Raw genomic sequence first — 14,832 nt, 5'->3', positions numbered from 1 at the left:
ACCGGGGCCCGACGACAGCGGGGCGGCACGGGGGCGAGGGTGGTGCCCATGGAACCCACGACCCACCCGTCCACCGCACCACCGGCCGCCTCGTCCGCGCGGGGCCTGACGAAGGTCTACGGCACCGGTGCCGCGCAGGTCCGGGCGCTCGACGGCGTCGACGTCGACTTCGCCGCCGGCCGCTTCACCGCGATCATGGGCCCGTCGGGCTCGGGCAAGTCGACGCTGATGCACTGCCTGGCGGGGCTGGACCAGGCCACGTCGGGCACCGTCCACCTGGGGGCGACGGAGATCACCCGGCTCGGGGACGACGCGCTGACCCGGCTGCGCCGCGACCGCGTGGGGTTCGTGTTCCAGTCGTTCAACCTGCTGCCCATGTTCACGGCGGAGCAGAACATCGTGCTGCCGCTGGACCTGGCAGGTGCGAAGGTCGACCCGGCCTGGCTGGCGACGCTGGTGCAGACCCTGGGCCTGGGGCAGCGGCTGACGCACCGGCCGAGCGAGCTGTCCGGCGGGCAGCAGCAGCGTGTCGCGATCGCGCGGGCGCTGGTCGCGCAGCCCGAGGTCGTCTTCGCCGACGAGCCGACGGGCAACCTGGACTCCCGGTCGGGCGCGGAGGTGCTGAGCTTCCTGCGCCGGTCCGTCCGCGAGCTGGGCCGCACGATCATCATGGTCACGCACGACCCGACGGCTGCCGCGTACGCGGACCGGGTGGTGCTCCTCGCGGACGGCCGGATCGCCGGGGACATCTCCGACCCGACCCCCGAGGCCGTGCTGGCGGGCCTCGAGGGCCTGCGGGCGCTGGAGTCGTCGTCCGACGAGCCCGTCCACGGCGGGGCGGTGCGCGCCTGATGCTGCGGCTCACCCTCGCGCAGATGCGCCGGAGCCTGGGCCGGCTGACGGCGGCGGCCGTCGCGATCGTCCTGGGAACGGCGTTCGTCGCGGCGACCCTGATCGCCGGCGACGTCATGACACGGACGGCGTACGACGCGGTGACGGCGACGTACGGCGACGCGGACCTGGTGGTGCGGCAGGACTCGTCGCTCACGCAGGAGCAGGTCGAGGCGATGCGCGCGGCGGACGGCGTCGTCGCGGTCGACCCGATGGTCGTCGGCTGGGTCCAGCTCGCGCTCGGCGGTCGCAGCACCACCGAGCGGCTGCTGGTCGTGCCGAGCGACCCCCGCCTGGCGTCCCTCGAGGTCTCCGAGGGCGCCGTCCCGGCGGGGCCCGACGAGGTGGCCCTGCCGGTGGCGACCCTGGAGCGGCTCGACGCCGCCCTGGGCGACACGGTCCGGGTGGACTGGACCGAGTGGTCCGACGACGAGCCGGAGGCCCAGGTCGCGCAGGTGCGGGTCGTCGGCGTCGTCGACGACCCTGCGCAGGCCTGGGCACGGTACGGCGGCGCGGGCCTGGCTCCCGAGGCGTCGGTGCTGACGTGGAGCGGGTGGTCCGAGCTCGAGGGGGCCTACGCCACGGAGGCCGTCGTGGCCGCGGCACCCGGTGCCGTGGAGACCGCCCGGGCGGCGCTCGTGGCCGCGGCGGCGCCCGACGCGCAGGTGGTCACGCGGGACGAGGCGGCCGCGGCGAGCGTCGAGTCGCTCGCCGACGGGACGAACGTGATGGTCTCGGTGGTGCTGGCGTTCGCGTCGATCGCGCTGCTGGTCGCCGCGCTCGTCATCTCCAACACGTTCCAGGTGCTCGTCGCCCAGCGCACCCGGACGCTCGCGCTGCTGCGCTGCGTGGGGGCCCGGCGGGCGCAGCTGCGGGCGTCGGTGCTCCTGGAGGCCGGCCTGCTCGGGCTGGCGGCGTCCGGCCTCGGCGTCCTCGTCGGGATCGGTCTGACCGCCGGGGCGCTCGCCGTGCTGGCGCGCGTGGACGTCGGCGTGCCGCTGCCGACGACCGTCTCGGTGACCGCCGTGGCGGTGCTCGTGCCGCTGGCCGTCGGCACGCTCGTGACGGTCCTCGCCGCCCTCGTGCCGGCGCGGGCCGCGACGCGGGTGGCGCCCGTCGCCGCGCTGCGCCCGTCGGACGCCCCCGCGGTCGGTGCCCGCTCGGGCCGGGTCCGGCTGGTCCTCTCCCTGCTCCTGTCGGTCGGCGGCGCCGCGGGCATGCTCGCGGCCGTGGCGCTGGCCCGCCTCGGCGCCGTCGACGAGATGGCGACGCTGGGCCTGGGGATCCTCGGCGGCGCGGCGTCGTTCGTCGGCGTGGTCCTCGGGGCGGTGTTCTGGGTGCCGAAGGTCGTCGCCGGCATCGGCCGTCTCGTGCAGGGGTCGAGCCCGAGCGCCCGGATCGCCGCGGCGAACACGGTGCGCAACCCGCGGCGCACGGCCGCGACGAGCACGGCGCTGCTCATCGGCGTCACCCTCGTGGTGATGATGAGCACCGGTGCCGCGTCGGCCCGGTCCTCGCTCGCGCAGGACCTGGACCAGCGCTACCCGGTGGACGTGCTGCTCGAGGGCCTCGACCCGGAGTCCGGCCGCACGGACGTGATCGACCCGGCGGTGCTGCGGGCCGTGGCCGCCGTCGACGGGGTGCGCGACCTCGTGCCGGTCCGCCAGGCGTCGGTGACGGCCGAGAGCACGGACGGCAGCACGTGGGACGGCGTCGTCTTCGCGATCGACCCGCAGGACGCCCGTCGCGTCGTGGGCAACGAGCCGGTCCTGGACGCCCTGGCCGCCGACGTCGTCGTCCTCCCGGACGACGCCGGGGTCGGCGGCGACGTGACGGTCTCGGGCCGGGACCAGAGCTGGGAGCTCACGGGCGCGGGCACCACGCTGCGCACGGCGGGTGCGCCGACGTCCGTCGGCTGGGTCGGCGAGGCGGCCATGGACCGGCTGGCGCCCGACGCCACCGAGACCCTCGCGTTCGTCTCGCTCGACGCGGGGGCGAACGCCGGCGAGGTGCAGCAGGCCGTGCAGGACGCGGTCGGCGACGCCGCCGTCTCGGTGGTCAGCCCGGCCGCCGAGCGCGCCGTGTACGAGCAGGTCATCAACACGATGCTCGCCGTCGTCGTCGGCCTGCTGGGCGTCGCGGTGGTCATCGCACTCGTCGGGGTGGCGAACACGCTGTCGCTGTCGGTGATCGAGCGGCGCCGGGAGTCGGCGACGCTGCGGGCGATCGGGCTCTCGCGCCGCGGGCTGCGGTGGATGCTCGCCGTCGAGGGCATGCTCATCGCGGGCGTGGGGGCGCTGCTCGGCACCGCGCTCGGGCTGTTCTACGGGTGGGCCGGTGCCGCGACGGTGTTCGGCACGATCAGCGACCTCACGCTGGCCGTGCCGTGGCTCGACCTGGCGCTGGTCATGGTCGTGGCGCTCGCCGCGGGCCTGCTGGCGTCCGTCCTGCCGGGCCGCTCGGCCGCCCGCACCCCGCCGGTCGCCGCCCTCGCGGTCGACTGAGCCGTCCCGGCGAGCCGCCCACAGCCGCCCGCCGAGCGAGGCGCGCGCCCGGTCCGACTCCCCCGTCGGGCCGGGCGCGCCCCTGCGCGGGCACCGTGCGGGGGTGCGCACCACCGTCCACCCCGCCCCGCCCGCGACCCCCGTCGACGTGGAGGTCGCCCCGGGGACGAGCGCCGGCGAGGTCCGCCGGCACCTGGCCCTGCTCACCGGCGACCCCGGGTGGGCCGGGCCCGCGGCACGCCTGCACGTGGACGACGTGGCGCTGGACGACACCCACCCCGCCGGTGCGGAGCCGTTCCTGCCCGGCGCCCACCTGTCACGGCGACCGGGTCCGCCGCACGCCGCGCACGCGGCCGTCCGCGCCGACGCCCACGTGGCCGTGGTGGCCGGGCCCGGTGCGGGCGCGCTCGTCGCCGTGCCGCAGACGGGCGCGCTCGTGGTCGGCCCCGCTGCCCCCTGGACGCGCGGCACCGACGGCACCGACGGCACCGACGGCACCGACGGCATCGACGGCATCGACGGCTTGGTCGAGGTCCGTACGGTCCGGCGCCGCACGCAGGTGCGCGCGGTCCGCACCTCGGCCGACGGCGCGCGGGCCGCGCCCCACCTCGCAGGGCCGGCCCGACGCCCGACGCGCGGCCCGGCGGCGGCGCGGCACCGCACCCGACGGCTGCGCCCCGCCCGACGGCTACGGCCGGGGCGGTGGGCCCGGTGGCGGACCGGCGACGCGCTGCACGTCGGACGCAGCGTGCTGGTCCTGCGCACGCCCGCCGACCTGCTGCACCCGCAGGAGGCGCCGCCACGACGGCGCCTGCCCGTGTGGGCGTGGTCGGGGCTCGCGACGTCCGCCACCTCGGCAGCCCTCGCGGTGACCCTGCGCCAGCCCGTGCTGCTCGTGGGTGCGGCGCTGGGCCTCGTCGCGCTGATGGCCGGGCGCGCGCAGGACGGCCCCGGTGCGGGTGCCGACGTCGCTCCGCCCTCCCCCGCCGACGTCGCGGCACGGCACGCCCGCACGCTGCTCGGTGGGACGGAGGCCGCGACGGGCGTGGACGGAGCCGCCCGGTCCGACCGCCGGGGCACCGGGCCCCGGGTGGCCGGGGAGCCGGGCGGGACAGCCGACGGGGACGTCGCCCTGGTCGGGACGCGTCCCGAGGTGCTGGGGGCCGCCCGGGCGGTCGTGCTGCACCGGCTCGGTGCCGCGCCCGGCACCCGGCTCGTCGTGCTGACCCAGGACCCGGACGCCTGGGCGTGGACCCGCTGGTGGGCACCCGCGACCGGGCTGCCGGCACCCGGGGAGACCGGTCCGCACCTCGTCGTGGTCGACGGTCACGCACCCGGCCTCGGGCGGTGGCGCGCGGCCCGGCCCCCGGGGCAGTCCGTGCTCGTGGTCGGCGCGCCGCAACCGCCCGCCTGGGTGCGCACGGTGGTCGCGGTCGGGTCCACCTCCCACGGCCGCCCCGCCCGGCGCCGGTGCCCCGCCGCCCGGTGGCTGCACGCGTCGCCGCCCCGACCGGGACGCAGGTCCGGCACCTCGGCCGCGGTCGAGCTCGTGCCGGCGGACGTCGCCGACCGGTGCGCCCGCGACCACGTGGCGCACCTCGCCCGCACCGGCGCGGACGCGGTGCCCGCCGCGGACGTGGCGGGCACCGCGCCCGTCGCGACCCTCGGTGACCTGGACGACGTTCCGGCCGCCGACCCGGGCGCCGTCGCCGCGGCCTGGGCGCGCACCCCGGACGGGCTGCGCCTGGCGCTCGGCACCGGCCCCGGCGGCGCGACCACGGTCCTCGACCTCGACGCCGACGGCCCGCACCTGCTCGTCGCCGGCACCACCGGCGCGGGCAAGTCCGAGCTGCTCACCACGCTCGTCCTGGCCGCCGCCCTGAGCCGCCCGCCGGACCGGCTCGCGCTCCTGCTCGTCGACTTCAAGGGCGGGACCGGGCTGGGGCCGGTCGCGGCCCTCCCGCACGTGGTGGGGCACGTCGACGACCTCGACGCGGGACGTGCCCGGCGCACGCTCGTGGGGCTGCGCGCCGAGCTGCGCCGCCGTGAACGGGTCCTGGCGGCGCACGGCGCGACCCACCTGCGCGACCTCGACGCGGCCGTCCCCGGCACGCCGCCGCGCCTGCTCGTCGTGGTCGACGAGCTGCGTGCGCTGCTGGACGACGTGCCCGACGCCTCCGCCGTGCTGGCGCGGATCGCGGCCCAGGGCCGCGCGCTCGGCGTGCACCTGGTGCTCGCGACGCAGCGCCCGGCCGGGACGGTGACGGCCGAGCTGCGGGCGAACGTGACCGCCCGGCTGTGCCTGCGCGTGGCGGACCCGGCCGACTCCCGCGACGTGCTGGAGGTGCCCGACGCCGCGGCTCTCGACCCCCGCAGCCCGGGTCGCGCTCTGCTGCGCACCGGACCGGGCGCACCGGTGCCTCTGCAGGTGGCGCGGGCGCGCCGGCGCACCTCCGCGCGCGCGGTCCGCCTGGCCGCGCCCTGGCACCCGCACGCCGCCCCGTCCTGGCGACCCGGCGCACCCGAGGGTCCGGACGACGTCGCCGCGTGGGTCGGCGCGGCGCGGGCCGCGGCCGGGGACCGCCGGCCCGACGTCACCTGGTGGCCCGAGCTGCCGCCGCACGTCGACGTCGCCGAGGTGCCGCCGGGACCGGGCCTGGCGCTCGGCCTCGCGGACCTGCCCGAGGAGCAGCGCCGCGCGCCGGTGCGCTGGGAGCCCGCCGACGGCACGCTCCTCGTGCTCGGCGGCGCCCGTTCCGGCCGCTCGACGACGCTGCGCACCGTCGGCACGCAGGCCCTGCGCGCGGGGCGCACGGTCCACGCGATCGGCCTGCCCGCGCCCCACGTGGCGGCGCTGCGCGCCGCCGGCCCGGACGGCCTGGGCACCGTGGTGCCCCTCGACGACCCCTCCCGCGCCGCCCGCCTGCTCGCCCGCCTCCTGGCGGGCGGGCCCGGCGCCGCGACGGGCGCGGGCACGGTGGACACCGACGCGGTCGCACGAGACCGCGAGGGCCGGGCCGACCTCGTCCTCGTCGACGGCCTCGACGTGCTCGCGGAGCGTCTCGCACCGCTCGGCCGCGGCGAGGGGACCGATCTGCTGGCGACGCTGTGCCGCGGGCGCGGCACCGGTGCGCACCTGGCGGTGGCCGGTCCGGCGAGCCCGACGCTGCTGCGGCTGCTGGGCGACGTCGCGCACCGGCTCGTGCTGCCGACGTCCGACCCGACGCTCGACACGCTCGCCGGGGTGCCGGCGCAGCTGGCCGGCGCCAGGACCACCCCGGGACGCGCCGTGGCCCTGCTGCCGGGGACGGCCGCCGCGTGCCAGGTCGCGACCGCCCCCGTCACCGCGCCACCCGTCTGCGCCCCACCTGTCTCCGACGCACCGGTCACCGCCGGACCGGCGCGGCGCACGGGTCGGGCAGCGGTCGCCACGCCCCTGCGGATCGGCCCGCTGCCCGAGCGGGTGCCCCTGCCGGACGCCGGCACCCTGCCCGTGCCGGCGGGTCTGCTCCTCGGGCTGGGGGGTGACGGGCCCGGGCCGACGGCCGTCCCGGCGGGGGCCACCCTCCTGGTGGCGGGCCCGCCGGGCTCGGGCCGCACCGGCGCGCTGCGGACCCTGGCGCACGCGTGGGCGCGCCGCGGCGTGCCGGTGCTGCGCGTGGCGCCCCGGGCCGAGCCGGGGCCCTGGCGCGACGTCTCGCCGGACGACCTCGCGGGCCTGGACGGCCGGGCGCTGCCGGTCGGCCCGGTGCCGGGCGGGACGGCGTCGGGCGGCGGGACGCCGTCGCCGGTCGTCCTGGTCGACGACGCCGACGAGCTGGAGCACTCGGCACCGGGTGTGCTCGACGGGCTCGCCCTCCCGCGCGCCGGTGCCCGGACGGCGGCGGTGGCCACCACGACGACGCACGCCACCACCGCGTACCGGGGGATGGTGGCGCAGGCGGTGCGCGGTCGGCACCTGCTCGTGCTCGACGCGCGCGGCAGCGCGGCGGCCGATCTGCTGGGGCCGGGCGCGTGGCTGCTCGTCGACCCGCACCGGTCGGGCCCGGGGCGCGGCGTGCTGCGCCTCGACCGCGTCCTGGAGCCGGTCCAGGTCTACGCGTGCGACGTGTGAGGCCGCCGGGAGGGTCAGCCCGCGGGCGGGCTCGGCGGACCGTCGGGGCCCGTGCGCGTGGTGGCCCGCACGACCGACGGCAGCAGGACGCCGACCCCGACGAGCAGGCCGAGGGCCGCCACCAGCAGGGCCGGGACGGACCCGCCGACGCCCCACCAGGTCCAGGCGACGACGACGAGGAGGATCTGGGCGGTGAGCACCGGGCCCCGCCCCCAGCGCCGCCCCTGCCACAGCCCGCGCGCGGCCTGCGCGAGCAGGAGCGCGGCGAGGGCGGCGAGGACCACGAGGCCCCACGTCGCGCCCACGTCCTGCGCGCCGCGCACCGCCGAGACGAGCCCGGCACCTGCGGCGACGACGAGCGCCAGCGCCTCGAGGCCGACGGCCACGACGACGGCGAGCAGCGCGGGCGGGCGGGTCCGGGGCAGGTCGTGCGGCACGGCACGACCCTACGGCGCGCAGCCGGACGTCGCGTGCGTCACACCCACTACCAGACTGCGCCGGATGCTCGGACCACCGGGCGGAGGTGACGGGACGAGCCCGCGCCCCGCCGGTGGCGCGTGAGCCACGTCACGACGGCGGCGTCGAGCGCGGCGCCCGAGGCGCCCCGAGCGACGCGCACCAGCCCTCGAACGGGTGAACCTGCAGGTCAGAGCACATGCCAGGCCCAACGTCCCTTGTTCTGGACGGATGTTCAGAGCACTCCTGCCGGGGAGCGCACAGGCCGCGTGGGGCGGACTCCCAGCGAGGGCTCAGATGTGACGAACGCCTCACGCGTTACCCTGAGGAAACGTTGCCGTAACCCTTGTGCCCGCGTCCAGGTGGTGTGAGGCTTGTCCGCAGCACGATTCCCCCCACCACTGCATCTCGCGACATCGGCGCGCCCCCATCACGGGGCGCCGCACTGTCGCGTGCCAAGGAGGCCTGACATGGACTGGCGCCACCGCGCAGCCTGCCTCGACGAGGACCCTGAGCTCTTCTTCCCGATCGGCAACACCGGCCCCGCGCTGCAGCAGATCGACGAGGCCAAGGCCGTCTGCCGTCGCTGCGACGTCGTCGACACGTGCCTGAAGTGGGCCATCGAGACCGGCCAGGACGCCGGCGTCTGGGGCGGCCTGTCCGAGGACGAGCGCCGCGCGCTCAAGCGTCGCACGGCGCGCCAGCGCCGCGCCGGCTGACGCACCGACGCACGCACGAGGCCCCGCCGCCCGCCCCCGGGCAGCGGGGCCTCGTCACGTCTGCGCGTCACGTCTGCGCGGCGGTGCCTCGTCACGCCTGCGCGGCGGACCTCGTCACGCCGTCCGCCTGACGGGCCCTCAGCGGAGAGCCATGCGTCAGCGGAGAGCCCTGCGGCGTCGTAGCCGCGGGCCAAGATCGCCGACCGCGCGTGTCACGCGACGGTCGCCGCGTCGCGGCCCTGGCGCAGACGGGCCTCGATGACGACCGACGTGCCGCCGCCCTCGCGGGGCAGCCACTCGATGGAGCCCCCGAGCTCGTTGCGCACGAGGGTGAGGACGATCTGCGTCCCGAGCCCCGTGCCCGCGCCCTGCTCCGCCGGCACACCGGCGCCGTCGTCGTTGACCTCGACCCGCAGCGCGTCCTCGTCACGGACCGCCACGACCTCGACCGTCCCGCGCTCACGCCCGTCGAACCCGTGCTCGACCGCGTTGGTGACGAGCTCCGTCAGCACGAGCGCCAGGGCCGTCGCGTCCTCCGCGGGCACGGCGCCGAACGAGCCGCGCACGGTGGTGCGGACCTGCGCACCGGCGGTCGCGACGTCCGCCGCCAGCCGCAGGCTGCGACCGACCAGGTCGTCGAACGGCACCGACTCGTCGAGCGTCTGCGAGAGGGTCTCGTGCACGAGCGCGATCGTCGCGACCCGTCGCATCGCCTCGGCCAGCGCGTCCCGGGCCTCGGGCGAGCTCATGCGGCGCGACTGCAGGCGCAGCAGCGCCGCGACGGTCTGCAGGTTGTTCTTCACGCGGTGGTGGATCTCGCGGATCGTCGCGTCCTTGGTGATCAGCTCACGCTCACGACGCCGCAGCTCGGACACGTCCCGGCAGAGCAGCACCGCACCCACGCGCTCGGACCGCTCGGTGAGCGGCACCGCACGCAGGGAGAGCGCCACGCCGCGCGCCTCGACGTCGACGCGCCACGGGGCCCGCCCCATGAGGACGAGCGGCATCGACTCGTCGACGGTCGCGTTCTGCTCGATGAGGTCGGCCGTGACCTCGACCAGCGAACGACCGGTGAGGTCGCCCAGCGCGCCGAGGCGGTGGAAGCAGGACAGCGCGTTGGGGCTGGCGTACAGGACCTCGCCCTCGCCGTTGAGACGCACCAGGCCGTCGCCGACGCGGGGCGCGCCGCGGCGGGGTCCGGTGGGCGCGTCCGTGGCGGGGAACTCCCCGCGCGCGACCATGCCCAGCAGGTCGTCGGCCGCCTCGACGTAGTTGAGCTCGAGCCGGCTCGGTGTCCGCGCGCCGCCGAGGTTCGTCTGCCGGGCGATGACCGCGATGGCGCGCCCGTCGCGCACCACCGGCACGGCCTCCTCGCGCACGGCGTACGAGCCGAACCAGCGCGGCTCGCGCGAGCGCTGCGGGGCCTGCTCGACGAGCGCGCGGCGCAGCTGCGGGCGCTGCCCGTCCGGCGGCCGGGAGCCCACCACGTCGTCGTAGTGCACCGTCGCACCCGTCGACGGGCGGCACTGCGCCACCGCGACGAAGTCGCCGTCCGCCACCGGCAGCCACATCACGAGGTCGGCGAACGCGAGGTCGGAGATGACCTGCCAGTCGCCGACGAGCAGGTGCAGCCACTCCAGGTCCGGCGCGCCGAGCGGCCCGTGGTGCGCGACGAGGTCGCTGAGCGTGGACACCGCCCCAGGGTACGTTCCGGCGTGCCGACCCGGCGGGCCCGCCCGCACCGCGGACGTCGGTCGGACCGTCGGTCCACGCGGGCGGACCCCGGCGCGACTAGGCTCGCGGCAGGGGCGGCGCGCCCTGCGAGGGAGGGCGTGTGCTGATCGACGTGAGGCTCTCGTTCCCGGTCGGCACGGCCGGGGCGGCACGGATGCTGGCCGACCCGCAGTACGTGCACGCGAAGGTGCGCGCGTCGGGGGCGCTGGACCAGCAGGTCGACGTGACGGGCGACGCGGACGGCGCGTTCACCGTCACCACCCGCCGGGCGCTGCCGTCGGAGCAGATCCCCGCCCACGCCCGCGCCCTGGTCGGCTCGAGGATCGACGTCCGGCAGGTCGAGGCCTGGGAGGCCCCGGCCGCGGACGGGTCGCGCGCGGGGACCGTGGTCGTGGAGATCGCGGGCGCGCCCGTGCGCGTGACGGGCCGGGCGACCCTCGCCCCCGGCGACGACGGCACGAGCACGCAGGTGCGCTACGTCGGGGAGGTCCGTGCGACGGTCCCGCTGTTCGCCGCCGCCGTCGAGGACGCGGCCGCCGGGGCCGTGCGCTCCGTGCTCGAGGTCGAGCAGGAGGTCGCGCGGCGCTGGGTCGCGCGCGCGCCCGGCACGCAGGGCGGAGCCCCCCACCCGCCCGCGCACGCCTGAACCTGACCCCGGGACGCCGGTCCGGGCGCATCACGGACCGGTGTCGGACGCTTGTCCCAGCCGTAACGATTGGGTAACGCAACTGACGCGACTCAGCGCTCTGACCTGGGCACATACGACCGTGGGACCGCTACCACACCTCGCCCCCGGGGCACCCGTCCTTGACACCGGACCAGCACCGGACCAAGGTGTCCGCAGCGCGTGGGAACGCTCCCGCGGTCCGGGTCAGCCTGGTCGTGAGAGCGCAACCACGCGGGGGCCCCACGGCCCCACGTCCGCACGCCCGCCGCGCCCCCAGCGACGGCCGGGCGCCGGACGCGACACGGGGTACGGCGAGGACGCCGTCCGATGACAAGGGAGTCACAGTGCGCAAGACCACACGCAAGGCGTGGGCGCTCGCAGCCGGGGTGACGAGCGTCGCCCTGCTCGCCACGGCCTGCTCCGGCAACGCCGGGGGCGACGACGACGAGACCGCGGGTGGCGACGTCACCCTCACGGTCGCGACGTTCAACGAGTTCGGCTACACCGACGAGATGTTCGCCCGGTACGAGGAGGAGAACCCGGGCGTCACCATCGAGCAGAAGCGTGCGGCCACCGCCGACGAGGCCCGCGAGAACCTCAACAGCCGGCTCGCCGCGGGCTCCGGCACCTCGGACATCGAGGCCGTCGAGGTCGACTGGCTGCCCGAGCTGATGCAGTTCCCCGACTACTTCGAGGACCTGTCCTCCCCCGACGTCGAGGGCCGCTGGCTCGACTGGAAGGTCGCGCAGGCCACGACCGAGGACGGCAAGCTCGTCGGCTACGGCACGGACATCGGCCCCCAGGGCATCGCGTACCGCGCGGACCTGTTCGAGGCCGCCGGCCTGCCCGCCGACCGTGAGTCCGTCGCGGAGCTCTTCGGCGGCGACTCCGCCACGTGGGAGCAGTTCTTCGAGGTCGGCAAGCAGTACTCCGAGGGTTCGGGCGGCAAGGCGTTCTTCGACTCCGCCGGTGCCATCTACCAGGGCATGATCAACCAGGAGGAGTTCCCCTACGAGTCCGAGGACGGCACGGTCACGGCCGTCTCCGACGGTCGCGTCAAGGAGATCTACGAGCAGGTCGTCCAGGCCTCGGTCACGGACGGGCTCTCCGCCCACTACTCGCAGTGGAGCGAGGACTGGACGAACTCGTTCCAGAACGACGGCTTCGCCGTGATGCTCGCCCCGGGCTGGATGCTCGGCGTGATCGAGGGCAACGCGGCCGGCGTCGAGGGCTGGGACCTGGCCGACGTGTTCCCCGGCGGTGCCGGCAACTGGGGCGGCTCGTTCCTCACGGTGCCGTCGCAGGGCGCCAACGTCGAGGAGGCCAAGAAGCTCGCCGCGTGGCTGACCGCGCCCGAGCAGCAGATCGAGGCCTTCAACAACAAGGGCACCTTCCCGAGCCAGATCGAGGCGCAGGAGTCCGAGGACATCCAGTCCGCGACCAACGCGTTCTTCAACGACGCCCCCGTCGGTGAGATCCTCTCGAACCGCTCGCAGGGTGTCGTCGTGCCCTTCAAGGGCCCGAACTACTTCACGATCCAGCAGGCGATCGGCAACGCGCTGACGGAGGTCGACGTCAACGGCGCCGACCCGGCCGCCCAGTGGGAGACCGTCGTCGGGGTCGTCGAGGGCCTCGGCTGACCTGACCAGCCGCAGCACGGGGCCGGGTCGGTGGCGACCGCCACCGGCCCGGCCCCGCCCGCGTCAGCACCCCACCCCTTCCGGAGGACCCCCGCCATGGCCACGTCGACCAGACCGCCGCGCATGCGCCGCCCGGCGCAGGACCCCTCGCGGGCCCCGCGGCGCGTCGGGTTCAGCCAGACCCTGTCCCGCTGGGACGTGAAGGTCTCGCCGTACCTGTACATCTCCCCGTTCTTCCTGCTGTTCGGGCTGACGGGTCTGTTCCCGCTGCTCTACACCGCGTACGTCTCGGTCTTCGACTGGCACCTGCTGGGGGGCCAGGGTGACTTCGTCGGGTTCGAGAACTTCGCGTTCGTGTTCAACGAGCCGAACTTCTGGAAGGGCCTGCGCAACACCTTCAGCATCTTCGCGCTGTCGACCATCCCGCAGCTCATGGTCGCGGTCGTCCTCGCGGCGATCCTCGACGCGAACCTGCGCGCGAAGACCTTCTGGCGCATGGGCGTCCTGGTGCCGTACGTCGTCGCACCGGTCGCCGTCGCCCTCATCTTCGGCAAGGTGTTCGCCGACCAGTCGGGCGTGGCCAACGCCGTCCTCGCCCTCGTCGGCATCGACCCGATCGGCTGGCACGCGCAGCCGCTGCCCAGCCACATCGCCATCGCCACCATGGTCAACTTCCGCTGGACCGGCTACAACACGCTGATCCTGCTCGCCGCGATGCAGGCCGTCCCGCGCGACCTGTACGAGGCGGCCGTCATCGACGGCGCCGGCCGCGTGCGGCAGTTCTTCTCCATCACGATCCCGCAGCTGCGCCCGACGATCATCTTCGTGGTCATCACCTCGACCATCGGCGGGCTGCAGATCTTCGACGAGCCGCGCATGTTCGACCAGCTCGGCCAGGGCGGCCCCGGCCGGCAGTGGATGACGGTCACGATGTACGTCTACGAGCTGGCGTTCGGCAGCCAGAAGAGCTTCGGAAGGGCCGCGGCGGTCGCCTGGGTGCTCTTCATCATCATCGTCGCCATCGGCCTGCTGAACTTCTGGCTCACCCAGCGGATCGCGTCCGACGGCTCCGCCACCGCCAAGGCACGGAAGAAGGTCGCACGATGAGCGCGCCGTCCCTCCCCTACGTCCGGCAGACCGCGGGCGCCGGCGCCGCACGGGCCGCGGCCCGACGCCGGCGCAGCGGCGGCCACGGCTCCGAGCGGCGGCCCGGCTGGGTCACGTACCTGCTGCTCACGCTCGCGCTCGCGGTCTTCGTGCTGCCGATCTACTACGCGTTCCTGCTCGCCAGCTCCGACGCGCAGACCATCGCGCAGAACCCCATCCCGGGCCTGCTGCCCGAGGGCAACTTCCTCGCCAACGTCCAGCGGGTCCTGGAGTCCGACATCGGGTTCTGGCAGGCCCTGACGAACTCGGTGATCGTCGCGACCGTGACGTCCGCCACGACCGTGCTGTTCTCCACGCTCGCCGGGTTCTCGTTCTCCAAGCTCCGGTTCCGCGGGCGCAAGGGCCTGCTGCTGTTCGTCATCGCCACCACGGCCGTGCCGACGCAGCTCGGCATCATCCCGCTGTTCATCGTCATGTCGCAGCTCGGGTGGATCGGCCAGCTGCAGGCCGTCATCGTGCCCGGCCTGGTCACGGCGTTCGGCGTGTTCTGGATGACGCAGTACCTCGAGTCGGCCCTGCCGTACGAGCTCATCGAGGCCGCCCGCGTGGACGGCGCGTCGATGATCCGCACGTTCTGGTCGGTGGCGCTGCCCGCCGCACGCCCCGCGGCGGTCATGCTCGGCCTGTTCACGTTCGTCGCGTCCTGGACGAACTTCTTCTGGCCGTTCATCGTGCTCGGGTCCACCAACCCGACGCTGCCGGTGGCGCTGCAGCTGCTGCAGGCGTCCTACTTCAAGGACATGTCGCTGATCATGGCGGGCGTCGTGCTCTCGACCATCCCGCTGCTCGTGCTGTTCGCGGTCGCAGGGCGTCAGCTGGTCGCCGGCATCATGGCCGGCGCCGTCAAGGGCTAGTGCGACCACGGGGCCGGGCGTCCACCAGGGACGCCCGGCCCCGTGAGCCCCACGGTGTGCGGGTACCCTCGCCGACGAGGTCCCGG

The 14,832-nt window shown here is 76.1% G+C and carries 10 protein-coding genes; 8 read left to right on the top strand and 2 right to left on the bottom strand.

Annotated features, from left to right (window positions below; genetic code table 11):
* The first annotated feature begins 48 nt into the window (after window positions 1–48).
* The 3 genes from FBY24_RS13595 to FBY24_RS13585 all read left to right on the top strand — a co-directional run bounded on the left by FBY24_RS13595 (window position 49) and on the right by FBY24_RS13585 (window position 7,509).
* Window positions 49–852: an ABC transporter ATP-binding protein gene (locus FBY24_RS13595; RefSeq protein WP_142161365.1), complete on the top strand. Its 804-nt coding sequence runs from the start codon at window positions 49–51 to the stop codon at window positions 850–852.
* Window positions 852–3,395, top strand: a complete 2,544-nt coding sequence (locus tag FBY24_RS13590; protein ID WP_142161364.1) for an ABC transporter permease — start codon at window positions 852–854, stop codon at window positions 3,393–3,395. Before FBY24_RS13595 ends, FBY24_RS13590 begins: the two co-directional genes overlap by 1 nt.
* Before the next feature lie 103 nt (window positions 3,396–3,498).
* Window positions 3,499–7,509, top strand: a complete 4,011-nt coding sequence (locus tag FBY24_RS13585) for an FtsK/SpoIIIE domain-containing protein (RefSeq protein ID WP_142161356.1) — start codon at window positions 3,499–3,501, stop codon at window positions 7,507–7,509.
* A 14-nt stretch (window positions 7,510–7,523) separates the two neighbouring features.
* Here the strand turns inward: FBY24_RS13585 and FBY24_RS13580 are convergent, their stop codons facing one another.
* Window positions 7,524–7,946, bottom strand: a complete 423-nt coding sequence (locus FBY24_RS13580; protein ID WP_142161354.1) for a hypothetical protein — start codon at window positions 7,944–7,946, stop codon at window positions 7,524–7,526.
* 489 nt (window positions 7,947–8,435) lie between these two features.
* On the opposite strand from FBY24_RS13580, the gene FBY24_RS13575 reads away from it, so the two are divergent.
* Window positions 8,436–8,684 (top strand): WhiB family transcriptional regulator, encoded by a 249-nt coding sequence (locus tag FBY24_RS13575; RefSeq protein WP_140458523.1) that lies wholly within the window; start codon window positions 8,436–8,438, stop codon window positions 8,682–8,684.
* 212 nt (window positions 8,685–8,896) lie between these two features.
* Here the strand turns inward: FBY24_RS13575 and FBY24_RS13570 are convergent, their stop codons facing one another.
* Window positions 8,897–10,378: a sensor histidine kinase gene (locus FBY24_RS13570; RefSeq protein WP_140458522.1), complete on the bottom strand. Its 1,482-nt coding sequence runs from the start codon at window positions 10,376–10,378 to the stop codon at window positions 8,897–8,899.
* Window positions 10,379–10,518: 140 nt separating this feature from the next.
* Here FBY24_RS13570 and FBY24_RS13565 point away from each other — a divergent pair, with 140 nt between their 5' ends.
* The 4 genes from FBY24_RS13565 to FBY24_RS13550 all read left to right on the top strand — a co-directional run bounded on the left by FBY24_RS13565 (window position 10,519) and on the right by FBY24_RS13550 (window position 14,746).
* Window positions 10,519–11,064: a DUF2505 domain-containing protein gene (locus FBY24_RS13565; RefSeq protein WP_255432394.1), complete on the top strand. Its 546-nt coding sequence runs from the start codon at window positions 10,519–10,521 to the stop codon at window positions 11,062–11,064.
* Window positions 11,065–11,429: 365 nt separating this feature from the next.
* The gene (locus FBY24_RS13560; protein ID WP_142161352.1) at window positions 11,430–12,725 is read left to right on the top strand and encodes an ABC transporter substrate-binding protein; all 1,296 of its coding nucleotides are present in this window, start codon (window positions 11,430–11,432) and stop codon (window positions 12,723–12,725) included.
* 96 nt (window positions 12,726–12,821) lie between these two features.
* Window positions 12,822–13,832, top strand: a complete 1,011-nt coding sequence (locus tag FBY24_RS13555) for a carbohydrate ABC transporter permease (protein WP_142161350.1) — start codon at window positions 12,822–12,824, stop codon at window positions 13,830–13,832.
* The gene (locus tag FBY24_RS13550; protein ID WP_142161348.1) at window positions 13,829–14,746 is read left to right on the top strand and encodes a carbohydrate ABC transporter permease; all 918 of its coding nucleotides are present in this window, start codon (window positions 13,829–13,831) and stop codon (window positions 14,744–14,746) included. The genes FBY24_RS13555 and FBY24_RS13550 overlap by 4 nt, the downstream gene beginning before the upstream one ends.
* Window positions 14,747–14,832: the final 86 nt, after the last annotated feature.

The sequence above is a fragment of the Cellulomonas sp. SLBN-39 genome, from assembly GCF_006715865.1.
Lineage (GTDB): Bacteria > Actinomycetota > Actinomycetes > Actinomycetales > Cellulomonadaceae > Cellulomonas.
Note: the sequence above shows the minus strand (reverse complement) of the source record. Positions and strands in the feature narration are given on the sequence as shown.